The sequence below is a fragment of the Rossellomorea sp. NPDC077527 genome (assembly GCF_044542955.1).
Taxonomy (GTDB): domain Bacteria; phylum Bacillota; class Bacilli; order Bacillales; family Bacillaceae_B; genus Rossellomorea; species Rossellomorea aquimaris_E.
In genome coordinates, this window is sequence record NZ_JBITVL010000002.1 from 736,253 (window position 1) to 762,038 (window position 25,786).

Genomic DNA, 25,786 nt, shown 5'->3' on the forward strand with positions numbered 1-25,786 from the left:
CCTTACTCGTACGTCAATCATTTATTACCTCCAACAAAATCCGTCCACTCTTCATGCCAAACTTCTCTCAACGCATTCCTGAACAATTTGTCTAGCTCCTCTGTCGGGTCAGAACGACCTTAAGCGACTTCACATACGTTTCTAAATGCTGGATTTTTTCAGATACATATTCATCCATCTCATACGGCCATGGCTCAACGTTCAGTCCCTCCCCCATTATCTTCCGTTTCAACAACGTTGCGACCGCATCTTTCACCTCACCCGCCGGCAGCAGGTCTTCTACCAGCTCCTGAAATTCAATCGGCGGGCTCGCATGATATTTCCCAATCCATTGGGCAGCCAGCAAGGGACGAAGCACATTTAAATATTTCTTAATCCCGCCTTCTTCATGATCGCGAAAGTTGCTCTTCGCCATATTTAAATAGTGGTACAGACTGGAGACGGGTGAAAATAGCTTCTGTTCCAGTTCCTTTAGTTGCTCGACAACAGAATAGGGTTGAGCATATACGATCGTTGATGTAAGCCACTCGAGAATAGACGGATTTGATTTCCGAAATAATCTCAGTGCCTTTGTCAGCTCCCACCCGCTCATGTCCAACAACGGGTCGGTGGGAATAGAGACAGTATCCCTGGCCGGAATTTCGATCACATCCCTCTTCTGATCGATGGATAAATACCAATTAGGTTTATGGATATAAATGAACCGGACGTCATAGTCGCTGTCCTTAGAGGGAAAGCCCCATGCCCTGCTCCCAGATTCGCAGGCAAATAAAATTTTCACGTCGTGATCGATTTCGATTTGTTTAATGACCTCTATGATATGTTCTTTCATCAGTAGGACCTCCTTTTGCTTTAAACATTCTCTTTATCTTCATTACTATCCTTTTTTTTAAAAAATCAGCGTATCCTTTTCATATGGATACGCTTTACCATCATCTCTCTCGTCTTTCAAATGTGCCCCTTTTTCGAACAGTCTTAAATCCTAACCGTTCATATAGCTTTATGGCTCCGGGATTATTTTGATTCACATGAAGAGTGGCAGATGTCATGTCATCACAACGGAAAGCCTCCAGGCATTTGCAGGTCAAGATCGCAGCAATTCCCTTTCCCCGCCACTCCGGAATCACACCCACTTGAATGATGTACCCGATCTTGTCGGTTTCTTTATCGGCGGTAATGAACCCTACCGACTCGTTATTGACAGTTGCTAAATAGGACCGCTCTGGTAGAAAATCTGCACCAGAGGATACCCACTCCACCCATTTCTCTTTGGTCCATCCGGGAAATCCCGGTCGTTCCTTGAAGGATGCCAGGTATACTTCATAAAATCGTTCTTTCAACGATGGTGACCAACTCTTGAAAATCACAGGGAAAGAGGATTCTATCTGAGGAATTTCAGTTAGAGTGTGTTCCATCACGTATTCTTGAAAGACCAGTTCAAACCCCTTCTCTTCATATTCTTCAATGATGTCTTCAGTAATATTTTCACATGTTATTTTTTTAACGTTGCTCATCCTTTTCGCCCTCTCCACCTTCATTTAAAGTGAATAGGTTTGTATCCCAAGATACAATCATGGTCGTGCCTTTACCCAATTCGCTTTCAACCTGGATCTCTCCTCCGTGCAAATCAATGATTTTCTTCACGATGGAAAGGCCGAGCCCGCTTCCTCCCAGATGCCTGTTTCTGGATTCGTCAGCTTTGTAAAATCTCTCAAAGATGTGCATCCGGCTGTCATGGTCCATCCCGATTCCCGTATCCTTGATGGTGACCATGACTTTGTCACCCGCCTGTGCAAATGCCTGAATGGTGATGGTCCCTTGATCCGGAGTGAATTTAATGCTGTTATGGATGAGATTCGTCCATACCTGATCCATCAGGTCCTCATCTGCATAGACGGTGACATTTTCAAGGTCGATATCCATGTTGATCCTTTTCTCGGTCCATTGTGGTTCATTGGCCAGAATGATCCGGCGAAGCTGATGGTCCAGTCGGTACTCTTCCAGGTCAAGAGTGAAATGGTCTGATTCAAGGGACGTCAGTTTTAAGAGATTATCACTCAATTTGGACAATCTGATGCTTTCCATTTCGATAATATGAAGATACCGTTCTCGTTCCTTTGGGTCGAGGCTGTCGTTCTTCAATGCGTGGGCAAAGCCGCTGATCGATGTAAGGGGGGATTGAATTTCATGGGAGACATTTGAAATGAATTCCTGGCGCATTTCTTCCATCTCACCCAGTCGTTCGGCCATATGGGTAATGCTGTCGATGATTTTGTAATATGGATGATCCCCACGATCATTAAATTGATTTCGGTAATACGAAAGATCAATATTGAAGTTTCCTTCCGCCATCATCTTCATCGCTTGAATCATCGGATGCAGGAATCGATCCTGCCGATTTTTCACCCACTTGATTTGTGTAATCAAGAACATACTGCATCCAAAAAGGAAGAAGCCGAGAATGGAGTTGATGAGCAGTCTCGCAAATTCATGAGGACGGGCATGAATGGTGTCATAAAGGGTCTCTGTGATCCAATAGGAAAGGGACCACATCACAGTCAAGGCCGACATAACAGCCAACATTCCGAGTATCCGTTTCACGTATTCCGGCAGCCTCATTCGTGAACCTCCAAGCGGTATCCAAGTCCACGGATCGTGGTGATTTTAAACGGACAGTGCACCCCAGTAAATCGCTGACGAAGACGCTTGATGTGAACATCAACAGTCCGTTCATCCCCTTCATAATCGTATCCCCAAATATCTTCAATCAACTGCTCTCTTGAAAAAGTCTTTCCCTGATTGAGGGCAAGCTTGAATAACAGTTCAAACTCTTTAAGAGGCAACGTGATATCCTGGTCTTTGATCCACACTTTATACGATTCTCGATCAATCACCACTCCGTCTAATTCTATCCGATTCGCAATGGAAACCTGTGATCGTTTGAGTAGGGCTTTGACCCGGGCTGTCAGTTCAGCCGGCGCGAACGGTTTAACCATATAATCGTCTGTCCCCAGGTCAAATCCCTTCACTTTCTGGACGGTTTCCCCTTTAGCCGTCAGCATCAAGATAGGGATGGTCTCGGAATAATAGGTTCTGACTTCTTTACAGAACGTCCAGCCATCCATATTCGGCATCATAATATCGAGGATGATCAGATCCATTTTCGTTGAGCCAAGGATAGTAAGCGCTTCTTCTCCATCTCCAGCCTCTTCGATGAGGATCCCTTCTTTTGAAAGCAGGACACGGACTAATTCCCGGATATGCGAGTCATCATCTACGATCAATATTTTGGCCACATTACTCATTCCTTTTTCACAAGATGATATTTCTGAACAACCATCCCCATAAAGGGGGGGGCTGACTTGTATTTGTCCGAATCTGGTTCGATACTCACATCTTACTATATTTTCATGTTCGCTTCATATAGGCCTTTACTGTAATGGGAGCAAAGACGGCTACAATCAAGGCAGCGCCAAGAAGGGAAATGGTAAGGTCCCAGCCGACGGTCCCTGTGTTTGTCAATTCCCTGACTGCTGTAACGAGATGAGAAATCGGATTGAATTTGACAAACCACTGTAGCCAATTCGGCAGTGTTTCCGCAGGCACGAATGCATTCGAGAGAAATGTGAGCGGGAACAGGACAAGCATGGAGATCCCCTGAACACTGGATGCGGTTCTCGAAATGACTCCAAAGAAGGCAAAGATCCAGCTGATCGCCCATGAACAGGCAATGACCAGAAGTCCTGCAAGTATCACAAATCCAATACCCGCTTCAGGTCGATACCCCATGATATACCCCATCGTGAAGGTCAGGACGGTTGCAATCGTATACCGGATCGTATCGGCCAGCAGTGCACCGGCAAGTGGAGCGATGCGGGCAATCGGCAATGACTTAAACCGGTCAAAGACGCCTTTATCCATATCTTCCCTCAGTTGGACGCCTGTCACAATAGAAGTCGTGATGACCGTCTGGACGAGAATTCCCGGGATGATGACAGGTAAATAGCTCTGCACATCCCCAGAAATCGCCCCGCCAAACATATACGTAAACATGAGGGTGAAGATAATTGGCTGCAGTGTCACATCAAACAACTGCTCTGGTGTACGACGTATCTTCAATAATCCTCGAAACGCCATGTTTAATGAATTTTTCACTGTTTGCTTTAAACTTGTACGGTTGCTTAAATTTGCATCGCTCATAACAGATTGCTTCATCCTAATGCCTCCCTTTTCTTTTCCCACTGATTGGGCGTCATATCTTTCTTGTCAGCGGTAATGGTCAGGAAGACTTCGTCGAGAGAAGGTTTCTGAACACTCATCTCAGCAAGCTCGATACCAGTCTCTCTCAAGGCAATCAGGAGATCTGTCACCAGGTTGATATTCCCCAGTGGCGCGGTGATCTTGCCCCCTTCTGCTGATACCGCCGACCGGACATTAAGGATCTTTTCCACTAACTGGCGTGCACCTGCGATCTTCTGTTCATCCTGAATGCTGACATGTAAGGATGAGGTGCCGATCGATCCTTTCAGTTCATCGACCGTCCCTTCCGCCACTACTTTTCCATGATCGATGACGGCAATCCGGTCCGCCAATTCATCCGCTTCTTGAAGATACTGTGTGGTCAATAAAACCGTTGAACCCGATTTCACGAGCTTCCGGATCGTGTCCCACATCTGATTTCGGGTGCGCGGATCGAGACCCGTAGTAGGTTCATCGAGAAAGATGAGAGGCGGGCGGGCAATCAAGCTAGCCGCAAGGTCCAGGCGGCGTCGCATTCCCCCTGAGAAATGCTTCAATGGCCGCTTCGCCGCTTCCGATAATCCGAACTCCTCCAATAATTCCGCCGATTTCCGCTTTGCCTCACCCCTGCTCAACCCTAATAATCGGGAGAAAATCATTAGATTCTCTGTCGCACTCAAGGACTCATCCACGGATGCATATTGTCCCGTCACTCCAATCAACTGTCTTACAATCTGCGGCTCCTTCTCAACATCGTGACCGAATATGCGTGCTGTCCCGGCGTCTGCCTTAAGAAGTGTCGCAATCATCCGGATGGTGGTCGTCTTACCTGCACCATTCGGTCCGAGTACCCCATAAATCGTCCCAGGCTTCACATAAAGATCCACACCATCCACTGCCCGGTTGTCACCAAAGGATTTAACCAGCCCTTTTGCTTCCAAGGCCCACTCCTTGTTTCCTATCGATACATCTTTCATCTTTGTTATCCTCCTCGTTTACGCTCCCTTTGATTGATTCTTTGCATGAAACCTGACACAAAGATATCCATGAGCTTTTCTCAACTAATCGAAAGTATAAATCATTTATATGAACTGAATATGAACTTGGCAGGAATGAAGAATGCACGAGTACCCATTGACATTTAACAAACAAAATAATATTATGTTTATAAATTAACCAACAATATAAAAAAACGTTTAATACATTAGTTAAGAGAATAGGAAGTGTTTATGAATGGAGCTTTCCAACCAGTTTTGGAGTGCCTCTTTAGAAGAAATGAAAAGAGGGTTTCTTGAAGAAAAGGATTCATTTGTCTGTCTCATGTGCGGAGAGAGCATCGAAAAAGGGATGGTATACCCTTACGAAGATAAATTTTATCTAGCTGAAAAATTTATACGTGTTCATATTGAACAAACGCACATATCCGTATTTGACTATTTAATTGGAATGGATAAAAAGCTTACTGGCCTTACGGATCATCAAAAGCGATTGTTGAGCTTATTTTATCAAGGGAAAAATGACAAAGAGGTTCAAGAAGAATTGGATATCGGCAGTGCCTCCACGATCCGTCATCACCGTTTTGCCCTAAAAGAAAAGGAGCGTCAGGCCAAGACCTTCCTGACCATGATGGAATTACTGAAAGAAAAAGATGAAAATGCACCGACGTTTGTCCCTGTTCATCAAACCGCCACCATGGTTGATGAACGATACAATATCACTCAGGACGAACAGGATAAAATACTGAAGAAATACTTCTCTGACGGGATATTGACGAAATTTCCTCCAAAGGAAAAACAGAGATTGGTCATCCTTCGTGAAATATCAAAACAACTAAAAGAAAATGACCATTACGACGAAAAAGAATTAAATCAACTATTAAAGAGCATGTATAACGATTATGTCCTTATCAGACGATACCTTATTGAATACGGCTTTTTGGACCGTAAACCGGACGGAAGCAAGTATTGGGTAAAAAAATGAATGATAAACAGGAGGAGAAAACCATGGATCGAAAAAGAGAATTAAAACAGCAGTATAAAGAAACACCGGTTGAAGCAGGGATTTTTCAAATCAAAAATGGACAAAACAATAAAATCTATATCGGAAGCACGAAAAACCTAAGGACCCTGAACGGCATCAAGTTCATGCTTGAAAACAACGGATTCACTACCAGCAAAGCATTACAAACCGAATGGAAGCAGTTCGGTAAAGAGGCATTTACCTTTGAGCTGCTGGAAAAATTGAAAAAGAATGATGATCCTTTTGTTACTGAAAAGGAAGCACTGGCTGAGTTGGAAGAAAAGTGGTTGGAGAAAGTACAGCCGTATGGGGAACGGGGGTATAACCACCAAAAATAGAAAGACAGGATCTTTCTTAAGCAGTCCGAACATAATTGGACTGCTTATTTTTATTTGTTAAAGAACATTTTACCGTTCAATAAAGAAATTTCTGAAAATATGCAAAGTTAGCTTGACGTAAAATGTAAAGTTAACTATACTAAAAGTGTAAAGCAGACTTTACATCGGAGGGCATATGAAAACCAGGATCCAAGAATTAAGGAAAAAACATAAGATCACCCAAGAAGAGCTGGCATTATCAGTCGGCGTCTCAAGACAGACCATTACGTCATTAGAGAATGAAAAGTATACGGCTTCATTAGTTTTAGCTTACAAGATTTCGAGATTTTTCAATTTAACCATTGAAGATGTATTTGATTTTTCCGAAACTGAAAAGGAGGAGTTATAAGATGGAAGAATTTCAAAGAGGGATCCATACGAAAATAAAACTATATCATCTCATTAGTGCGATATCCTTTCTAGTGATCCTGATTCCCACAACATTAGATGTACAAATATGGGTAAAAGATGATTTCACTCACGGGGTCCAGATTGGGGTATTTATTGGGTTACAGATTATTTTCCTATTAAAAAGTAAAAAATTACGTGCTTCTTTAAAGAATACTCAAAAACTAAAACAACTATATATTGAAATGAACGACGAAAGAAAGAAAATGATTGAAGCAAAATCAGAATCGATGAGCTTCACCATCATGGCTGGCAGCATCGCCATTGCCACCATCGTTTCAGGATATTACAATCACACCATTTTCCTTACGTTGATTGTGACTTTATTTTTCATTTTATTTCTCAAGGTATTATTGAAATATCTTTATAGTAAGAAATATTAATCTCATTTCGTCATTTAAGACAGCACAGAGATGATCATCTCTGTGCTGTCTTAATTTATTTCGCCCGTTTATCTATTCATTCGCTTTATTCATGACCATTCGAATGATCCTTTTTCATTAAATCCTCCCAAGAGCCGTCAAACCCTTTCCACCGCCCGTCCTCGAATATTCCTATCACTTCTCCTTTTCCTGATATAAATTCAAGGGTTTTATCATCGTCTTGGTAGGTTGTGATCGGCAGCCTCACTTTAATTTTTGTGATGGAATCATTGTGCATCAAAAACCTTTCGTAATCAGAAGCATCATCAGCACCTTTTCTAATTTCATCGCCTATCAATGAATAGGTGACGGTATCCTCCAATTCTGCGGCCAATTCTCGTTGTCGATGTAAGAGATCGAAAAGTTCAGGGAACGTAACTACCTTTGTTTCGGTTGCCACTTTTTTATTATCTTCTAATGAATACCATTTGACTTGCTCTAGTATCGTATGTAAATTTGCCAGGATGACAATCAGGATGATCACACCTAATATAAAACTGATTTTTTTCATAGATTTGTTCTCCTATCTTTAGGATTTTGGTATCTCCATTCCCCCTAAAAATAAAGAAACAACTGCGCCATATATACATTCCACAGTGAATGAGCGACCATCGCCGGCAGTATCGATTTTGTCTTATATGCTGTCATCGTCAAAAGGAAACCTCCCATTAGCGGAAACATCCACAGATCCGAAAAATGAATGAGTGCGAACAGGATCGATGTAATACCGATTGCCCAGTAGGACTTCACAAACCTCAATAGGATCGTCAGCAACATGCCCCTGAACACCATTTCTTCTGTTATCGGAGTAAGGATCGCCACATCCACCGTCTGCCTCCAACTGCTGGCAGGGAACATATGATTTTTAAAATAAAACATATAATATTTGTCCAGTAACACTTCGAAATAAAGACAAAGGTGTAACAAGGTATAAGGGAGCATAAAGGTAAGGAGAATCCATCCATAGGTGCCAGTCTTTTTGAAGGCTTTGACGTTTAGGAGCGGAGCGATAAAAGCCCTTATATCCCTGAAACACAGCGTAACGATCATAAAATAGACAAACCAAATGAGTCCTTTCAATCCTTCATAGTTGACACCCTGAATCGGAAGTTTATTGATGAAATAACCAGGAACTGCCAATAGAATCAGATAGATACATAGAGTTTTCAACTTAATAGTTGAAGTGGTTCCCTTCACAGCGATTGCCTCATTGGTTGACAAGCTATTTAGCATGGAACCTTCCCCCGCTCTGTTATAACTTTTTTTCCAGAATGATTTTATGTAAGCCTTTCTCGTCCGTATACGTATCGATGACATCAAATCCGTTTTTTATATTCAAGATCAGCATACTGCGCCATCGATTCATTGTCTTCGTTTGCACTACAGCATATCCACTTTCCTTCAAATCATGATGTTGCCTTCTCATTAACTCAGAGGCAATGCCGTGTTTGCGATAGTCTGGATCCACTCCGCCTAACCAGCTGTAGAAGGTATGCTCATCCAGTTCATACCCGATTTTATATCCAATCACTTTGGAATTGTCCATCGCAATATGAATGATCAGTCGGGGCTTACTTGCCAGTTTGTTGTTAAAATCGTACGACGTGCCAAAGATATACTGATGTAGTGCTGCGATTCCATTTAGAACAGCGTCTTCCGGTAATACTGAAAACTGATAGTAGTCAATACTCAAGCTTATTCCTCCTAAATCAAGATAAGACTTCAGGAGTAAGATAGGTCAATAATCCATCCAACGAAGAAATCTCATCATATGGTTTTATGTCTGTTTCATTTTGGATCCCGTCCGGATTGAACCATATACCCAATAGATTCGCACCCTGGCTCCCGCGAATATCCTTTTCCAGATCATCCCCGACAAATAAAGCCTCTTCCGACTGCACTTGGAGCTTATCTAACGTCAAGTCAAATATGCGTTTATCTGGTTTAGTGTATCCAGCTTCCTCAGAAATCATGATGATCTCAAAACACTCATGTAAACGAGTGTTTCTGATTTTCGCTTTTTGCCTCTGAGTGGTCCCGTTTGTAATGATGGCAACTTTCATGTGCTCTTTAATTGCCTTCACAATCTTGATGGTATGCTCGTTGATCGAAAAACATTGAGGGAAATGCTCATTCCAGAAGGATTGGATCTCATGTTGCGGCAATCGATTGATGGGGGGAAATTCATCAAAAAGGGCTTCAAAAACCGTTGTTTTGTCACTGATCCCATAAGACCTCTTATCGTACTCTTTGAACTTCCGCAGCATCTCCTTCTTCACGTCCTCTTCAACATTCCCATAACAGTTCTCTAGCGTAAAGAGGAACATGTCATCTACTGCCTGATTCCGATCGAGTAAGGTATCATCCAAATCAAAGATCATGGCTTTGTATTCGCTCAAATCATTTTCACCCTTTCATGTTTCTGTATTCTGTGAGTCTTTTAACCTACTACCAATTATTTCAAAATCATTCATCATACTCAAGACAAATTTCATCTTAAAAAGGGCTTACCCCGTCTTGGATAAGCCCTTCATTCTACTTACACTCCTACATATATCCCAATCGTCACTCCATCCATGTCGATTACCTTCATATCTTCCCTCTTCTCAAACGTCATGCTTTTTATTAGAAGACTGCTTTGCAGTAAATCCTTAAATTGTGTCACGACTTCTTTCATTGAATCATCCACATTCAACACAAGGTCAACACGCTGTTCCACTGGCAGGTTCAGTTCTTTTCTGTATTGCTGAACGGCACGGATGAGCTCCCGTGCTTTTCCTTCTTTCCGCAGATCCTCTGTGATGGTTGTATCGAGGAAGACGCTGAACTGGGAATTTGAAACCATCTCCAATCCTTGATGTGTTTTTTGATGAACGATGAGATCAGCTTTTTCCACCGTAACGTCTTCCCCCGTCGGAGATTCAAAGTCAAAATATCCTTGTTCCACTACCTTTTTTGCTTCTTCAGAGGATAAAGATTGAAGTTCTTTCTGTGCCACTCCTACCAGATTTCCGAGTTTCGGACCGGCTGTCGGGAAGTTCAGCTTCAGTTCATACTGTACGGAATCCCCTGCTTGGTCCTGCAATTGAACGTTCTTTACATTGATTTCATCTTTTATGATGTATTCATACTTCTGAAGAGATCCTGTATCAGCTTTTGCTCCCACCACCGTAAGCCTGGATAATGGCTGCTTCGTTTTGATATTTGTCGTATTCCGAGCGGACCGGGCAAGCTCGACTACTTGTAAAACACGATCCATATCCGCTTCCAGCTCTCCGTTGATGTCATCCTGGTTTGCATGAGGAAAATCAGCAAGATGCACACTTTCACCCGTCAAGTTCATATGGATATCTTCTGCAATGAACGGCGTGAACGGTGCCAACAATCTGCTTACACTGACTAATACTCGATGTAAAGTGTGGTACGCTGCCAGTTTATCTTCATTCAGTCCTTCGCTCCAGAACCGCTCACGTGACCGGCGGATATACCAATTACTCACCTGATCGACCAGGATGGATAATTCTCTTGCTCCTGCAGTAAAGTCATACCCATCTAAATGCTCCGTTACATTTGTGGTCACCGAATTCAATCGAGATACCATCCACTGATCAAGCAGGGAAGGAGTACCGGCTTCATGTTTTTTAGGATCGAAACCATCGATCACCGCATACAGGGTGTAAAAGGAATGTACATTATTCAAGGTGTCGACCAGCTTCGATTTTGCCTGGCTGACGACGTTTTCTGAGAAGCGCTTATTATTCCAAGGTGCGCTATCTGCAAGTAATGCCCATCTGAGAGCATCAGCACCGAACTTCTCAACGAGCTCCATTGGGTTCATGACATTTCCTTTGCTTTTAGACATTTTACGACCGTCTTCATCGAGAATATGCCCGAGTGATAAGACACGCTTATAAGGCGCTTTCCCGGTGAAGAGTGACGAAACCGTCAACAGACTGTAGAACCAGCCCCTCGTCTGGTCCACCCCTTCTGCGATCACATCTGCAGGGAATTGTTGCTGAAATAACTCTTCGTTTTCAAATGGATAATGATACTGGGCAAACGGCATCGAACCGCTGTCAAACCATACATCGATCACTTCTTTCGTTCTCTTCATCTCATGGGAACAGGATGGACATTCCACGATCACTTCGTCGACATACGGTTTATGGAGCTCAAGATTGTCACTCCAGCCACTTATTGCATATTCTTTCAGCTCGGCAACGCTTCCCGGAACGAACTGATGGTCACATCCACCACAAACCCAAACGTTCAGCGGAGTTCCCCAATAACGGTTCCTCCCCAGGTTCCAATCGACCATATTTTCGAGGAACTTCCCGAAGCGGCCTTCTTTCATGTGATCCGGATACCATTCGACGGATTGGTTGTTCTTGATGATCGTATCTTTCATTGCCGTTGTCTTGATGAACCATCCTTCCATCGCATAATAGATGAGCGGTGAGTCACAGCGCCAGCAGTGCGGATAGCTGTGTTCATACTTTTCTTTTGAAAAAAGAAGGTTGCTGTCTGCCAGCATCTTGATGATCTTCACGTCGCTGTCCTTGGTGAATTCCCCTTCAAGAGGTTTAAAATCACTGGTGTAACAGCCTTTCTCATCGACGATATTGACGAAATCCAAACCGCTTTCTTTGATGGCATTGTAATCATCTTCTCCGTGAGCAGGAGCCAAATGAACAATCCCGGTTCCGCTGTCGTCCGTTACAAACCCTGCCGAAATCACTTCATGCCCACGTTCAAGGGTAAGATTATCGAAAGGAGGTTGGTACGAAACCCCTACAAAATCATGCCCTTTGTGTTCACTTACCACTTCAAAGTCGTCTCCCAGCACGTCTTTCACAAGGTTCTTCGCCAGGATATACGTCTCTTCCTCACGCCTCGCTTTCACGTAATCCACATCTTCATGGACAGCAAGGGCTACATTGGATGGAAGCGTCCACGGTGTCGTCGTCCAGCCGAGAAAGTATTCATGCTCTTTTCCTTTCACTTTGAATTTAGCCGTCGCAGAAAGATCTTTTACATCCTTATACCCTTGCGCCACCTCATGTGAGCTGAGGGACGTTTGGCAGCTTGGGCAGTATGGGACGACCCGATGTCCTTGATAGAGCAATCCTTTCTCATGGATCTTCGAAAGGATATGCCAGACACTTTCGATATAATCATTTTGGAGGGTCACATAAGGATCATCCATATCCACCCAGTATCCAATTGCCTCGGTGAAAGTACGCCACTGTCTCTCATAATCGAACACACTTTTTTTACATTCATCAATGAATTTCTCTACGCCGTATTCCTCGATTTCCTGTTTACCTGATACGCCGATTTTCTTTTCAACGCCAAGTTCCACTGGCAGGCCATGTGTGTCCCAACCTGCTTTACGCTTGACCTGATACCCTCGCATCGTCTGATACCTGGCGACGAAATCTTTGATCACACGACCCAGAACGTGTCCGGCATGTGGAAGGCCGTTGGCTGTCGGGGGGCCTTCGTAGAAGACGAAGGTCTTTTCTCCTTCACGGTTAGCCACTGACTTTTCAAAAATATGATTCGAATTCCAGAAATCCTGGATCCGCTGCTCTCTTTCAACCGACTTTTCGCTTACATTTACCTTTTCCATGTCATCACACCTTCTTTGATAAAATAAAAAAACCCGCCCCTAACCAATGTTAGGGACGAGTTTGTAACCCGCGATACCACCCTGATTCTGTCCTTAAACCATTATTCGGTTCAGCTGACAGCTCTCATGCAACGTACAATCATACGCGTTCCTTGTAACGGCGGAAACCCGTCAAAGCTTAAAGTATCTTCAGCTTTGCTTCTCGGAGAGGATATTCAATATGATCTGAACGTTGACTTCCACCAAATCGTCAACTCTCTGTAGAACAGACTACATACCTACTCGTTCTCGTCATGGAATGTAAGTGATTCAATATATGTTATAAATAATCTATACGACACAGGATAAATTTGTCAATACTTTATTTTATTTTGGGCAGGAAATGATCCATTTATTCACTATTCTTTACTAACGAATGGAGTTATGTATATAATAAAGGTAGTTAAGTACAATAAAAAAGGAGCCCTGACGGCAATCAGGACTCCTCCACAACATAAACTGCATCGAAAGTGCAGCGGCTCACTCAGAGTCAATCGAAATCGAAGTAATCATCAATGATCCTCATGAGCGGTGGGGACGATGATTACTTCTTTTTTTGTGTAACCGCGACAATTGCTACAATCAATGTTCCAAAGGCAATCATAATTTGTAATACATCTCCTACAGCAATCATTAGCGTATCACCTCCCTTCACTTGGGAGTGTGAGCCGCTACCCCATCTTCCGTATTATGTTGTGTACTTCCATTATATCACAGACAAACGTGTGTTTGCTCCATTCCGAATGGACCAGTCTGAAAATTTGACAGGGTACAGTTCATACATTCTCAGAAGAATAATTATTGGTGAATTTCAGCGTACACCTGCGATTTCATCATAATTTTCAACCTGAAAAGCCTCTCAGTATGAAAGAGTGAACATTTTTAGTTCCAAAGTAATGGTAAAATATACACCGTTCACTGAGAATGGATCGATCTCCCTCAAGGAGAGAAAATGAAATATAATCTCGGCGATATTGTAGAATATGAAGATGAGTTGTTCACCATATTTTGGATCTATGATTCTGAATATGTGGAATTGAGTTCGGAAGATAAGAAATGTGTATTGGCGAAAGTGGAAGATATTACAATGGTAAGAGCAAAGTAAACATGACACTATAAATAGCATAAGAAAGCGATACTTACGGAGATGATCCATCTCAGTGCACCCTGTTTAATGGTGCTGATACAAGTATTTCCCCTCATCTGAATTTACTACTCTTTCAAACCCGTCCGAAATCGGACGGGATTTGAATTTTTGGGTATATCTTTGCGTTGGTAGATCCCCATTTATGATATTCAGGCCTATAACAGCTTCTCCCACGATGGATATCATCCTCTGTTTCCTTACTTATGAGCCGGTTTGGACAAGATATGAGCCGGAATTTTGATTTATGAGCCGGATTTTAAAAATATGAGCTGCAATCCGATTTTATGAGCTTCTTGTCGAATAATCTTTGCATATAGCCCCTTCACCTCGAGATGCACATTGCCTGTGGAAACTAATTGAGGAAATGGGCACGAAAGAAATAGTAGTGAATAGCTTTATTAGCAGATACTTAAACAGGTCTGACCCGCATAGCGAGGGCCAGACCTGTTCTATTTACACGATACACTCCATTTAAAATCCAAAAAAGACTTCTCAACCATCGGAGTCTTTTCTTTTTCAATACAAGACCGCTTTGCATGATGAAACGAGTAATTATTGAATAAAAAACAGATAACAATCAAACTAAAAGCCAATACAGTCACATATTTTTCTTTCACGCAAAACCACCTCTATCAATTCCCACCGGTCTTCCGTACTTCACGAGCACATGCCATAGCAGCTTAAATTCCTGCAGTACGTCTTCGAAAGTTCCCCTATCATTCCAGGCATGTGGATGCTGTTTCAGATCCTGGACCGCGAGCCCAATGGTGTAAGCATCTATCTTATTTTTTAAAGAAATCCGCTTTGCCAATGAAGGCATGGTTGGACCTCTGAAGTCAGATGGAACGTCATCCACATGAAGGATGAAGCCCATATGCCATTGAAGGTCGATGGCATATTTCAGGCACATTTGCTCCAGGGTTTTGCCGACCATGGTGTCCTTGAAGGATGGATCTGCAACCAGTACTTCTACATCTTCTTTCAGAGAGATCGTCCCGTGAATCTGAGATTCTATATAATGATTCAGGTTTCGACTGGCCACGATCTCTTTCCTACCGTGCTCAAGATGGTTCAATACATGATGAACGAACTTCGTTGGAGTCATATTCTTCTCCCCAAGTGCAAAATCCCTTAAAAACATTTCTTCCAACAGCGCAGACAATATCATATCAAATTCCTTATACGTTCCCTTCTCGAAAGGATTTTGATGAGAGTCCAGGTATGTAAAGGTAGAGCGGGATGAGACCTTTGGCGATAACAAAAAATAACAAGAGCCGAACCGGGGAGAGGGCCCATCAGGATGTGCCATCAGGTTCAATGCCCCGTACTTCGGCCGCTCGCTCATCAATATACCCTCTGTTTGATAAGCTCCGCCAAAGAGGCTTTCCTCCCACTGATCTCGTTCGCCACCTGAATGGGGAGACACCTTCCCATTTGATATGAACGTTTCAAACTGACTCTTATATTCCCCGAGTTCAAGCAGGGATTCTGCAACGTTCTTCATCGTGGGAGTTGGTCGATCGGGATGGAAGTGAAGTCCGATTTGCGCGTTAGTTTTAATTTGATGAACTGCTTGTTCGAACACTTCAAACGAAATATTTGACATGTTCAGGACGTGTTGGATGGTTGCCCTAGAATCCTTTTTAAATTTAACTGCACAGGCAGTAAAATAATCCAACGCCTGACGCTGAGAAGATGTCAGTTCCATAAAGAATCCATTCTCCTTACCCCATTATTTCTCCCACAATTCAATCAATCTGCCCTCTGGATCTTTAATCCAAATAAACTGACCAAATTCACTCACCTCTTTTTCCTTTGCAAGAGGTACACCGATTTGATTCAGATGCTCAATCGTTTCGTTAAGATTATGTACTTGGAAATTTAGCATAACCTGCTGTTCTGTCGGGAAGTAAGGGTCCTCTTCCGTGAAGAAAGAAAAGATCGTTTCGTTTTCTGAATCGGGTTTAATCATGGTTCCATTCCAATCTCCCATTTCGATCTTCAATACTTCGCTGTACCATTTCTTTACCTCTTCCAGGTTTTTGGTTCTCCAGAAGATTCCTCCGAATCCTTTTATCATCCGTATCTCGCTCCCTTTATTGATTGATTATATTCCTAAAATACTTGACGCAGTTCAACCTGTCCTTCCCCGTTTCCTTGGGGATCCGGTACCCGCATGGCCCACTCGATGGCGTCTTCCCTCGACTTCACATCGATCAGGAAAAATCCTGCAACTAAGTCTTTCACCTCAAATGGACCTTCCGTTACTATAGGCTTACCTCCCGGTTCAGGAAAGGAAACGCGAAGTCCATTTGAACTTGGATGCAGTCCTTTCGCCATCACCCGTACGCCTGCATTCACTAATTCCTCATTGTACTTTGTCATCTCTTCCATGAGCTCAGGGCTTGGAAGATTTTCGGCTTCCGAGTTTTTGGAAGCTTTGACAATCATCATAAATAACATACACATACCTCCAACTTCTTTATTGTCCATTAAAACTCTACTTCAGAATATACGGATTCCCATTCTCATCAAACGCTTGCTTTAAGTCAAACGCAAAGGGAGTGGATTCATGGTCAAGATAATGATTGTATCTCTTAAAGGCTTCATCCCATGAAACATCCTTCACCTTTTCTGTCCACCAGGCTACATATGAGAAATGTTTCCCATGATCAGGCTCCATCCATTTGTTTCTATTTCTCAATGCCTGGCTGTGTTTCCCCGAATAAGTAAAACGATATAATGAATCTAGGTTTTTCCATACTGTTAGTGTCAGGACTGGGTAACCTTTACTCTCCGATTCTTCAGTCAGTGTGATTCCATCTGATAAAAACTCTTCTATAAGATTTCCTGATAAATATGCCTGACGCATGACTTTATATCCCATTTCATAAAACTCACGAGATGTCGGGTGATCATAAGGCTGATTTAACCTTCCAACAGTATAAATTGAAACGAATGCCATTCACATTCCTCCAATTAGAGTCTTTATTCAGATATATTCATGTGGACTTAAGTCAAATACCATATTAAAGGTATTCCATTTTCATCAAGATTCTTCCTCCATTTAGTGCAAAATACTATGAAACATTCACATTTTCACCTTGACTATTTCCTATGAGAGAATAATAGTTCGTTTCAACGATTGATCCACTTTTCTCCTAAACCGCTTGTAACTTGTACTAATTCCGTATTTGAACATTTGTCTGCCAAGAACGGTTTCTTTTGACTCCTGAGAAAAGGTATTTGAAAAATCATTAGAGGAAATAACACAATATGAAAAATAATTCTCTTTAGAATTTGTTTCATTGTAAGGTTTTGATCTTTTTTCAGTGGAATCACTTTTATTTTCAAGAGCTTATGACCAAGGGTTTGCGTGATAATCCTGATGAATAAAATATAGTAGGTTATAACGAAGCACAAAGTAGATAGTAGCTTTACTAGTGGAGAAATCCCCAGTTGATCGAGTATGAAATAAAAACAAAACAGTGGAATCAAATCGATTCCACTCGACAGCAACTTTCTTGTCAGACCAGCCCTAATAAAAGGATCATCATGATGATGAAACGTCCTTATAGATTCCAACTCATACTCCGATCGAATCTGAAGACGAAGAAAATATCCCATGATCACCAAAATGATGAAGCTCCAGATATAATCCAAACGACCACCCTCCTTCTTCTCTGTTTCTATTAAGCAGTCCTTTCAAGACCAACTTAATCCCGCTCCTTTGGCCAGGATCCCTGTTGTTTGCGTACGAGTACAATTTGCCCTATATGGTAAGCGTTGTGCAAAACTTGACGAGTCAAAATCCCAACAAGCTCCTCTTGAATGTGACTCTCATCCACATGTGTTAATGAATTTCGCACATTTTCACATATCAGATGTGTTTCTGCCAGGACTGCTTTCCATTTTTCTGAATCTGACGGGTCCCCACTATCTCCAAACGTATCCTTCTCAAAGATTGATGTCCATTTAGGATCTACTGGTCCACCAATATCACCAAATGAAGCGTTCATATTCGATACCGTTTTCCCGGTCGTTGCATCATTTATTTGCCTGATAAGGAGTGCGTTATATACATTGAGGTGGTTCACTGTTTGCCAAATGGTATTACCTCCCCCAGGAGGCTGCCAGCTTGCATCTATGGAACTTAAACCTTCAAGTGCCGGTTCCAGTGGTAAAAACCATGTCTCTTTATCCCAGCAAAAATCAAATTCCATGCGAATCGTATCCATCAGTCCCAGTTTCATGTGCTTTTTCACCTCTCGTTAAGAATATAGCTTACATCGTGAGTCTTTATAGTCATCTGTTAATAAAACGGAATTAATCTGAACATTCAGTTTTTATTATCCATTAATTACTATTATTTATCAACAGACTCTTATTTCACCTGAAAGCTGCTTCATTGCACGCAACGGTAAATGATTATTTTGTTGCATTAGCCTACCTGGCGTTTAAATACTTTGCTGGCGATGAAGTATGAAATAAACATGATACCAACGCACCAGGCAAGCGACGTCCAAATATCGCTTCCGACAGTTCCACCATACAAAAGGGCACGAATCGTATTCACGATGGACGTCACGGGCTGGTTCTCTGCGAACACCCGGACAACGGTTGGCATCGTTTCCGTGGGAACAAAGGCGGAGCTTATAAATGGCAGGAAGATCAGTGGATAGGAGTATGCCGTGGCACCTTCCATCGAGTCTGCCGTCAATCCGGGAATAACCGCGAGCCATGTCAAGGCAAGCGTAAACAGTACTAGTACTCCTGCTACCGCAAGCCACTCCAAGATATCCGCACCCGTACGAAATCCCATCAACAGCGCAACGAGAATAACCACCATTACAGCAAGCAAATTGGAAACAAGGGAAGTCAATACGTGGGCCCATAATATTGAGGATCGTTTAATGGGCATCGTCATAAAACGCGCCATCAGTCCGCTCTTCGCATCCGTAAAGAGCCGATGCGATGTATAAGCGACACCTGACGCAATCGTAATCAGAAGAATTCCGGGTAACAAGTAATTCACATAGCTGTCCCTCCCTGTCTCGATGGCACCGCCAAATACATAGACAAATAACAACAGCATCATAATCGGAGTAACGGCAACCGTGATAATCGTATCAGGACTCCGTAAAATACCGCGCATCAATCGGCCAAATAAAACTCCTGTGTTACTGTTCATGTTCATTTCCTCCTTTTTTGCCAATGATTGCGAGGAAGATTTCCTCTAGCGTCGGTTGCTTCTCGATATACTCTACTTTCGCAGGCGGGAACATTTCCTTCAGTTCAACAAGGGTTCCCGTCGTAATGATTTTCCCTCCATGAAGGATGGCGATCCGGTCCGCCAGCTGTTCCGCTTCCTCCAGGTACTGGGTCGTCAGTAAGATAGTCGTTCCGCCACCAGCAAGCTCCTTGACGGTTTCCCAGACTTCCATTCGGGCTTCCGGGTCAAGCCCTGTCGTCGGCTCATCGAGAAAGATGACCGGAGGCGCGCCAATCAGGCTCATAGCGATATCCAGCCGGCGTTTCATTCCGCCGGAATACGTATCTGCACGCCGGTTGGCCGCCTCGGTCAACCTGAATCTTGTTAAAAGATCGTCTGCGATTCGGGAAGGATTGGGCACTCCCCGCAACTTGGCAATCATGATCAGATTTTCCCTTCCTGTCTGGATGCCGTCTATAGCAGCAAACTGACCTGTCAGACTGATGCTCCGGCGAACCTGATCCGGTTGATGCTGTACATCAAAGCTGCACACACTCCCATTACCGCTATCCGCCTTCAACAGCGTCGATAGAATATTAACAATCGTTGTTTTACCCGCCCCATTGGAACCTAGAAGCGCGAATATTTCTCCACGCTGCACTTCAAAATCTACACCCTTTAATACTTCCTTGTCTTTGAACGATTTTTTCAATCCTTTTACTGAAATCGCTGCGTGACTCATGTATTTTTCCTCCTTCAATTTCAATAGCTACTTAGTGATACAGGTAATCAGTATCACTTACTACTATGGTAAAAAAACAACTGAATAGTCTTGGTTCTGCATTTTTCACCCGCCATTCAGTCGGCATAACCGATTACATTCACTTTTTTCCACGACCGATCGTATCATTCAACTTCGCCCGGTGCTTGTCACTCCACTTTTCCGAGTCTTTCACTAGTTCATCACAGAAAGCGGCTACGTCCTCTCCAGTGAGATCAGTGACTTCCTTGCCTTCCGCTGCCCCTTCTTCGAACAGATCCAAAATGCCATTAAAAACTCGGCTCGTGTCTTTCCAGTCAGTTAGACCTCCGGCTGTCCACATATATTTCTGGATCGCTTTGTAGGCATTGAGGTACTCACTTGGCAATGTCTTCGCACGGGCTTCCATCGCACGCCTTTCACGCTTGTCGGCAAAACTGCCAGTAATCTTTTCAATAAATTTCATATTATCCTCTCCTTATGATTTCTTTCGTTTTGAGTTCGTTCATCTTGCTTGAAAGGAATTCCCATTTCCCCCAGAAAATCTTGAGCTTCTCTTGCCCGGCTTCATTAAGGGTATAAAATTTTCTCGGCGGCCCTACAGTGCTTTTCTTCTTTTCAATATTCACCAGATTGTTTTTCTCAAGGCGCATGGTAATGGTATAGACTGTGCCTTCCACCACATCCGTGAAACCAAGTTCTCTCAGCTGCTGCGTGATTTCATAGCCATACGTTTCACCGCGGCTGATGATTTCAAGCACACACCCTTCAAGAACCCCTTTCAGCATTTCTGTAAAGTTTTCCAAACATTCACCCCCTGTATTAATATTCCACTCTACTCAGTATTACCGATTACTAGTATATAGTATGACGAAGTAGTGATTTTTGTCAACCCATTTTATAAAAGCTGAAGACGGAATATCCCAACTTCAGTTATTGCCTGGTATAGAGGTATTAGATAATTCCTAACTCTTTTTGTCTTTTATGTTTTAAATCTAAATAGTCTTGTCCGAAATTAGGGTTCTTATCTTCAAACTTACTCATTCCCTCGCCCCATCTCTTAACCTCATAAGTGAAAATCCCATTCATTACAGTGGGGTCATTCTCTATAAAGTTTATTACTTCATCCTTCCCTTCAAAATCAACAACAATAGCCCCTCCTGTTAAATCCTCAAAAGGTCCAGCAAGAACAACTTCATCTTTATTATAATGTTCTTGGATATATACAGCGTGCTCTGGCATAAAAGGTTGGTTATGGAAGTGTACATCTTCTCTCCAATTTACTGCTGGTTTTAATAAAACTAGAAACCTCATTCAGTTCATCCCCTTTCCAATTTGTGAAATATTTCACAAATTAAGTTTAATTGATACATTGTATAAATTCAACAAAATTACCTAATATTTCTTGGATGCTTTGACTGAATAATAATTGAAGGGCAGTAGCTGACCAATTACTGATCATCAGCTATTGCCCTGTTAACTTAAAAGAAACCAATACAATCATCTTTACATCACATTGAATTTCGCGGAGGAGCAATATCAGGACGAAAACAGTCTCCAATTCCCCTCAGAAACCACTTCGACCTCTCCATCCATCACTTTAATGGCGGTCTCATCATCAATACCATACGCAGGTCCGTTCAACCCTGTGGCCCATCGCTCGGCATCAGCCATCGTGTTTTCCGGAAGCATCTCATGGTCCAGATGGGGAAATATTGAAAAATCAACCATTCCCAACGCTTCATCCCCGCCGGTCGGCGGAGTCCAGCCAACGAAGTCTTCCCCGATATTAGGGGCCATCACCATACTCCCCGCGCTCATTCCCACATAGACTGCGTTCAGTGTTGGCAAGAGCTCGGCCAGACCGGATTGTCGCATCCAATGAGCCAAATAGAGAGCGTCGCCGCCCGATACCAGCAGGACATCCGTCTCCTTGACCAGCGGCACCCAGCGCTCTCTGTCGATGCTTGGCAGTGCTGTAAGTTCCAGCACTCCGACAGACTTCCATCCCAGGTCAACCATTGGATTCTCGGAATTCCCGCTGATGAACTCCCATGTTTTGACGCCGGGACCGACCCATGGGTGTCCGTACATGGCGGTGGGGATGCACAGGGCGGTGGAATCAGCGATCGGCTTGTCCAACATGGTAACGAGTGCTTCGTGTATGCTTTTGTTATTGACACCTGCAGATGTGAGTAATAATTTCATGAATTCATCTCCTTATTTGGGCAAAAGTCTCTGTATCTCTAAGAAAGCAATTCTTTAATTTTACTCATTCATTACGTTAGCCTACCCAGGTGGTTCAATAAAGAATTCAACAAAAAAGGGCGTTAATCCTTCTTGCATTAACGCCCCCTTTAACGATCAATAAAATCATCCACGTCTCATAAATTGAAGTTCACCCAGATTATTTGTAAAGCCCCATTTTTCGTAGAAAGGTATCATTTCTGGTCTGCAGTAAAGTTCGAAATGTTTTATTTTATGTAGAGAGGGGTGTTTAATGAGTTGGTTCATCAATTTCTCACCAACGTGTTTTCCACGACAGGAAGGATGAACAATGACATCAAAAATAATGGCTTTATAAACGTAATCAGTAAGTATACGTGCAAAAGCGACTAATTCTTTATCTTTTGCTCCAACAAATCCCATAACAATGTCTGAATTCTCAAGCATACTTTGAATGTCAGAAATTGTCCGCTCCTTCGTCCACCATTCGGTTTGATACATTAAATGTAATTCTTCGACTTGTTCACTGTTAAGACGCTCTACGATTTCAAAGTCCAATGTATTTGCCCCCTATAATGGAATACACCTTAACTATACTAGCCTTTAAGGAAATATTAAATTTCTTTGTCTATCTCCTTTCAGGATATAAGAATGAGACAAAACTACATCACCGCATTGCCCAGTAAATAATCTGGACGGACTCGATAGAAGTAAGGTGGTAGTACCCCTTTTGATAGGTTTATATATTTTCATTAATGATTTAAATGTACATACATTTCTTTCATTGCTCTAAAGCCGACTAGATTTCTCCATTCGACCTCTTTGGATTCTAGTTCGATCTTTCCTTCGTTTTGTATAAGCGTTTGTATCGCAATTTGAGCCTCTAACCTCGCTAACGCAGAACCTAAACAGAAATGAATACCTGATCCAAATGCAAGGTGAGGGTTTGGATTTCTTGTAATTTCAAAGTCATCTCCGTTCGAAAATTGTTTAGGATCTCGATTAGCCGCTCCAATGAGGACGTAGACATGATCACCTTTTCGAATCTGCACGTTGTTCAGTTCAACATCCTCTGATGCGATCCTGGCGATCATTTGAGTAGGGCTTTCATATCGTAAACATTCCTCGATTGCTGATTCAATAAGGGATGGATTTTCAATCAATTTATGGTACTCTTTTGGATTTTTTAATAAACAATAGAGAGAATTGCTTATTAAATTGACGGTCGTTTCATGTCCAGCAATCAAAAGTAACACGGCAGTTGCTAATAATTCTTCTTCCGTTAGCTTCTTATCTTCTTGATGTAATAATTCGCTAATCAGATCATCCTGAGGAGAATGGCTCCTTTTTATAATGAGATCTTTAAAAAATGTTAGCATCTCCAATGTTGTAAGGTTTCCGTCGACAATGGATCGTCTTGACCGTGTAAAGTCGATTGATTGAATCAAATTCAATGCCCATCCACGAAAGATATCTTTATCTTCATCTGGAATCCCTATAATTTTTGCAATAACAAGACTGGCAAAAGGATAGGCGAAATCGGAAATCACATCTATTTTCCTCTTATTCTTTAGGCTATTCCATAAATCGATTGCTATTTTTTCTATAAACGGACGACACTTTTCAATTTTAGCAGGAGTAAACTTGTGGCTGACAAGCTTACGTAATCTTCCATGATCAGGTGGGTTTCTAAAAAGCATCATACGATTTTGGATATCTTTTAAGGCTTCATACTTTTTCGTTGTCTCAGGAAGTGGAATTCGAGTTTGAAAACGATGATCTTTAAGGATGGTTAACGCTTCTTGATATCCAGTTACGAACCATCCAGGATATTTCCAAAAACTCCCTTTATAAACCGGAGAAATGGAACGTATTTCCTCATAAAAAGAATACGGGTTTTCTGTCATTTCAAATGTAAATCGGTCCGTACTTTGGTTCATCATGTGCTGCCTCCTAAACTTCTTTTGTATTGAATTAGAAAAACGTAATGGTGAAAGCCTTCGCTTTTTCTTACATTAATCCTTAAACTAAAAAAAGATGCGTTTTACCGCATCTGTTATAACCTGCAGCTATATTCGACGTCATTAGATGATATCCAGCTCTCTTCCAATCTCTTCAAACGCTGCAAGCAAATGCTGAATTTCTGAATCATTATGAGTAGCAGTAACCGTTAGTCGGATGCGACTCTCTCCTTCAGGAACAGTCGGAGGTCGAATCGCAGGTGCATAGATACCGTTTTCCTGAAGCTTTTTTGAAAACATAACCGACTTTTCTGCATCACCAATAATCACAGGGATAATCGGTGTATCCTGTCCATATACTGTGAATCCCATTGATTCCAGTGAGCTTTTTATTACGTCTATTTGTCTATGTAATTTTTCCCTTAATTTCTGACCTTTCTCAATGATATCGAATGCGGTGTAGGCAGCTCCACAACTTACCGGGGGGAGAGACGTTTGAAATATAAACGTTCTAGTATGATTGATCAAGAAATCGATCAAAACGTTAGAACCCGTTACAAAACCACCTTCAACTCCTACTGCTTTACTTAAAGTTCCTATGACTACATCCGGAGAAACTCCAAAAAGTTCACTTGTTCCTCTGCCTCTTTCGCCCAAAACACCTGTAGCATGTGCATCATCTACAATGACATAAGCATCATACCGTTCAGATAGTTTCATAATTTCATCTAATGGAGCAATCGTTCCGTCCATACTAAAAACACCATCTGTGACAATGAATCTACGAGTATACGTTTGTGTTTCTTTTAATTTTTCCTCTAGATTACTCATGTCAGAATGCTTGTAAATGACCGTTTCAGCTTTTGATAGCCGGCAGCCATCGATGATACTTGCATGGTTCAGTTGGTCGCTTAACAACACATCCCCTTTTTCCGGCAAGGCTGAAAGAACACCAATGTTTGCTAAATAGCCACTTGAGAATAAAAGAGCAGCATCCATCCTCTTAAAACTGGCAATCCTTTGCTCCAGCTTTTCATGCCATTCCGTATTCCCAGTTGTTAATCTAGATCCGCTGCTTCCCATTCCAAATTCCTGTAACACTTTTAATGCCTTTTCCATTACCATTGGATCATTCGCTAAGCCTAAATAGTTATTGGATGAAAATACAATCTGTTGTGTACCATTGACTACCATTTTGGGCTGGGGTGCAGTGCTCATTGTCCTTAACTCTCGATATAAACCAGCCTGTTTGGTCTTTTCTATCCTTTGATTTAACCATTGATTAATGCTCATTACACATAACCAATTTCTCACGTTGCGTTTTGATTGCAGCATCTAATTCGA

At 42.3% G+C, this 25,786-nt stretch carries 32 protein-coding genes and 1 other annotated feature; of the genes, 5 read left to right on the plus strand and 27 right to left on the minus strand.

Annotated features, from left to right (window positions below; genetic code table 11):
* Positions 1–91 precede the first annotated feature (91 nt).
* The 6 genes from ACIGG7_RS08955 to ACIGG7_RS08980 form a co-directional block, all read right to left on the minus strand.
* On the minus strand, positions 92–832 hold the full coding sequence (locus tag ACIGG7_RS08955; protein WP_397549524.1) for a nucleotidyltransferase domain-containing protein: 741 nt from the start codon (positions 830–832) through the stop codon (positions 92–94).
* Between the two features lie 100 nt (positions 833–932).
* Complete coding sequence (locus ACIGG7_RS08960; RefSeq protein ID WP_397549525.1) at positions 933–1,514, minus strand: GNAT family N-acetyltransferase; 582 nt, start codon at positions 1,512–1,514, stop codon at positions 933–935.
* Positions 1,501–2,619: a sensor histidine kinase gene (locus ACIGG7_RS08965; RefSeq protein WP_397549526.1), complete on the minus strand. Its 1,119-nt coding sequence runs from the start codon at positions 2,617–2,619 to the stop codon at positions 1,501–1,503. The genes ACIGG7_RS08960 and ACIGG7_RS08965 overlap by 14 nt, the downstream gene beginning before the upstream one ends.
* Entirely contained in the window at positions 2,616–3,296 is a 681-nt protein-coding gene (locus tag ACIGG7_RS08970; RefSeq protein ID WP_397549527.1) for a response regulator transcription factor, read from the minus strand. The genes ACIGG7_RS08965 and ACIGG7_RS08970 overlap by 4 nt, the downstream gene beginning before the upstream one ends.
* Before the next feature lie 112 nt (positions 3,297–3,408).
* Positions 3,409–4,215, minus strand: coding sequence for an ABC transporter permease (locus ACIGG7_RS08975; RefSeq protein ID WP_397549528.1), 807 nt, complete (start codon positions 4,213–4,215; stop codon positions 3,409–3,411).
* On the minus strand, positions 4,212–5,216 hold the full coding sequence (locus tag ACIGG7_RS08980) for an ATP-binding cassette domain-containing protein (protein ID WP_397549529.1): 1,005 nt from the start codon (positions 5,214–5,216) through the stop codon (positions 4,212–4,214). Before ACIGG7_RS08980 ends, ACIGG7_RS08975 begins: the two co-directional genes overlap by 4 nt.
* Before the next feature lie 256 nt (positions 5,217–5,472).
* Between ACIGG7_RS08980 and ACIGG7_RS08985 the strand changes: the two genes are divergently transcribed.
* From ACIGG7_RS08985 to ACIGG7_RS09000, 4 genes are all read left to right on the plus strand, one after another.
* Positions 5,473–6,219: a DUF2087 domain-containing protein gene (locus ACIGG7_RS08985; protein WP_397549530.1), complete on the plus strand. Its 747-nt coding sequence runs from the start codon at positions 5,473–5,475 to the stop codon at positions 6,217–6,219.
* A gap of 23 nt (positions 6,220–6,242) precedes the next feature.
* Entirely contained in the window at positions 6,243–6,596 is a 354-nt protein-coding gene (locus ACIGG7_RS08990) for a GIY-YIG nuclease family protein (protein ID WP_397549531.1), read from the plus strand.
* A gap of 175 nt (positions 6,597–6,771) precedes the next feature.
* Positions 6,772–6,984: a helix-turn-helix transcriptional regulator gene (locus ACIGG7_RS08995; protein WP_397549532.1), complete on the plus strand. Its 213-nt coding sequence runs from the start codon at positions 6,772–6,774 to the stop codon at positions 6,982–6,984.
* 1 nt (position 6,985) lies between these two features.
* Positions 6,986–7,426, plus strand: coding sequence for a hypothetical protein (locus tag ACIGG7_RS09000; protein ID WP_397549533.1), 441 nt, complete (start codon positions 6,986–6,988; stop codon positions 7,424–7,426).
* A gap of 85 nt (positions 7,427–7,511) precedes the next feature.
* On the opposite strand, the gene ACIGG7_RS09005 is transcribed toward ACIGG7_RS09000, so the two are convergent.
* The 6 genes from ACIGG7_RS09005 to ACIGG7_RS09030 form a co-directional block, all read right to left on the minus strand.
* A complete protein-coding gene (locus ACIGG7_RS09005; RefSeq protein WP_397549534.1) occupies positions 7,512–7,976 on the minus strand; it encodes a hypothetical protein in 465 nt (154 codons plus the stop codon).
* A gap of 44 nt (positions 7,977–8,020) precedes the next feature.
* Positions 8,021–8,698, minus strand: a complete 678-nt coding sequence (locus tag ACIGG7_RS09010; protein WP_397549535.1) for a CPBP family intramembrane glutamic endopeptidase — start codon at positions 8,696–8,698, stop codon at positions 8,021–8,023.
* Between the two features lie 19 nt (positions 8,699–8,717).
* A complete protein-coding gene (locus ACIGG7_RS09015; protein WP_397549536.1) occupies positions 8,718–9,158 on the minus strand; it encodes a GNAT family N-acetyltransferase in 441 nt (146 codons plus the stop codon).
* A 16-nt stretch (positions 9,159–9,174) separates the two neighbouring features.
* The gene (locus ACIGG7_RS09020) at positions 9,175–9,846 is read right to left on the minus strand and encodes an HAD family hydrolase (protein ID WP_397549684.1); all 672 of its coding nucleotides are present in this window, start codon (positions 9,844–9,846) and stop codon (positions 9,175–9,177) included.
* Between the two features lie 158 nt (positions 9,847–10,004).
* Entirely contained in the window at positions 10,005–13,097 is a 3,093-nt protein-coding gene (gene ileS / locus ACIGG7_RS09025; RefSeq protein WP_397549537.1) for an isoleucine--tRNA ligase, read from the minus strand.
* A gap of 48 nt (positions 13,098–13,145) precedes the next feature.
* Positions 13,146–13,401 (minus strand) — a binding site (T-box leader).
* Between the two features lie 279 nt (positions 13,402–13,680).
* Positions 13,681–13,770 (minus strand): putative holin-like toxin, encoded by a 90-nt coding sequence (locus ACIGG7_RS09030; RefSeq protein WP_219927342.1) that lies wholly within the window; start codon positions 13,768–13,770, stop codon positions 13,681–13,683.
* 318 nt (positions 13,771–14,088) lie between these two features.
* Between ACIGG7_RS09030 and ACIGG7_RS09035 the strand changes: the two genes are divergently transcribed.
* Positions 14,089–14,241, plus strand: a complete 153-nt coding sequence (locus ACIGG7_RS09035; protein WP_224939634.1) for a hypothetical protein — start codon at positions 14,089–14,091, stop codon at positions 14,239–14,241.
* A 655-nt stretch (positions 14,242–14,896) separates the two neighbouring features.
* Here ACIGG7_RS09035 and ACIGG7_RS09040 read toward each other — a convergent pair.
* From ACIGG7_RS09040 to bioF, 15 genes are all read right to left on the minus strand, one after another.
* Positions 14,897–15,991: a DUF3626 domain-containing protein gene (locus tag ACIGG7_RS09040; RefSeq protein WP_397549538.1), complete on the minus strand. Its 1,095-nt coding sequence runs from the start codon at positions 15,989–15,991 to the stop codon at positions 14,897–14,899.
* Positions 15,992–16,015: 24 nt separating this feature from the next.
* Complete coding sequence (locus tag ACIGG7_RS09045; protein ID WP_224939632.1) at positions 16,016–16,363, minus strand: VOC family protein; 348 nt, start codon at positions 16,361–16,363, stop codon at positions 16,016–16,018.
* 35 nt (positions 16,364–16,398) lie between these two features.
* Entirely contained in the window at positions 16,399–16,746 is a 348-nt protein-coding gene (locus ACIGG7_RS09050; protein WP_397549539.1) for a YciI family protein, read from the minus strand.
* 37 nt (positions 16,747–16,783) lie between these two features.
* The gene (locus ACIGG7_RS09055) at positions 16,784–17,248 is read right to left on the minus strand and encodes a DUF3291 domain-containing protein (RefSeq protein ID WP_397549540.1); all 465 of its coding nucleotides are present in this window, start codon (positions 17,246–17,248) and stop codon (positions 16,784–16,786) included.
* 173 nt (positions 17,249–17,421) lie between these two features.
* Positions 17,422–17,946: an RDD family protein gene (locus tag ACIGG7_RS09060; RefSeq protein WP_397549541.1), complete on the minus strand. Its 525-nt coding sequence runs from the start codon at positions 17,944–17,946 to the stop codon at positions 17,422–17,424.
* A 53-nt stretch (positions 17,947–17,999) separates the two neighbouring features.
* Positions 18,000–18,536 (minus strand): DinB family protein, encoded by a 537-nt coding sequence (locus ACIGG7_RS09065; RefSeq protein WP_397549542.1) that lies wholly within the window; start codon positions 18,534–18,536, stop codon positions 18,000–18,002.
* A 188-nt stretch (positions 18,537–18,724) separates the two neighbouring features.
* Entirely contained in the window at positions 18,725–19,474 is a 750-nt protein-coding gene (locus ACIGG7_RS09070) for an ABC transporter permease (protein WP_397549543.1), read from the minus strand.
* Positions 19,464–20,237, minus strand: coding sequence for an ABC transporter ATP-binding protein (locus tag ACIGG7_RS09075; RefSeq protein ID WP_397549544.1), 774 nt, complete (start codon positions 20,235–20,237; stop codon positions 19,464–19,466). The genes ACIGG7_RS09070 and ACIGG7_RS09075 overlap by 11 nt, the downstream gene beginning before the upstream one ends.
* Before the next feature lie 139 nt (positions 20,238–20,376).
* Positions 20,377–20,721, minus strand: a complete 345-nt coding sequence (locus tag ACIGG7_RS09080) for a DUF1048 domain-containing protein (RefSeq protein WP_397549545.1) — start codon at positions 20,719–20,721, stop codon at positions 20,377–20,379.
* Position 20,722: 1 nt separating this feature from the next.
* The gene (locus tag ACIGG7_RS09085; RefSeq protein ID WP_397549546.1) at positions 20,723–21,061 is read right to left on the minus strand and encodes a PadR family transcriptional regulator; all 339 of its coding nucleotides are present in this window, start codon (positions 21,059–21,061) and stop codon (positions 20,723–20,725) included.
* A gap of 148 nt (positions 21,062–21,209) precedes the next feature.
* The gene (locus ACIGG7_RS09090) at positions 21,210–21,569 is read right to left on the minus strand and encodes a YciI family protein (protein WP_397549547.1); all 360 of its coding nucleotides are present in this window, start codon (positions 21,567–21,569) and stop codon (positions 21,210–21,212) included.
* A gap of 225 nt (positions 21,570–21,794) precedes the next feature.
* Positions 21,795–22,463, minus strand: coding sequence for a Type 1 glutamine amidotransferase-like domain-containing protein (locus ACIGG7_RS09095; RefSeq protein WP_397549548.1), 669 nt, complete (start codon positions 22,461–22,463; stop codon positions 21,795–21,797).
* A 165-nt stretch (positions 22,464–22,628) separates the two neighbouring features.
* Positions 22,629–23,039 carry a GNAT family N-acetyltransferase gene (locus ACIGG7_RS09100; RefSeq protein ID WP_397549549.1) on the minus strand — a complete coding sequence of 137 codons (411 nt, stop codon included), beginning with the start codon at positions 23,037–23,039 and terminating at the stop codon, positions 22,629–22,631.
* A gap of 194 nt (positions 23,040–23,233) precedes the next feature.
* On the minus strand, positions 23,234–24,424 hold the full coding sequence (locus ACIGG7_RS09105; RefSeq protein ID WP_397549550.1) for a cytochrome P450: 1,191 nt from the start codon (positions 24,422–24,424) through the stop codon (positions 23,234–23,236).
* A gap of 141 nt (positions 24,425–24,565) precedes the next feature.
* On the minus strand, positions 24,566–25,735 hold the full coding sequence (bioF, locus tag ACIGG7_RS09110) for an 8-amino-7-oxononanoate synthase (protein ID WP_224939619.1): 1,170 nt from the start codon (positions 25,733–25,735) through the stop codon (positions 24,566–24,568).
* Between the last annotated feature and the right edge of the window lie 51 nt (positions 25,736–25,786).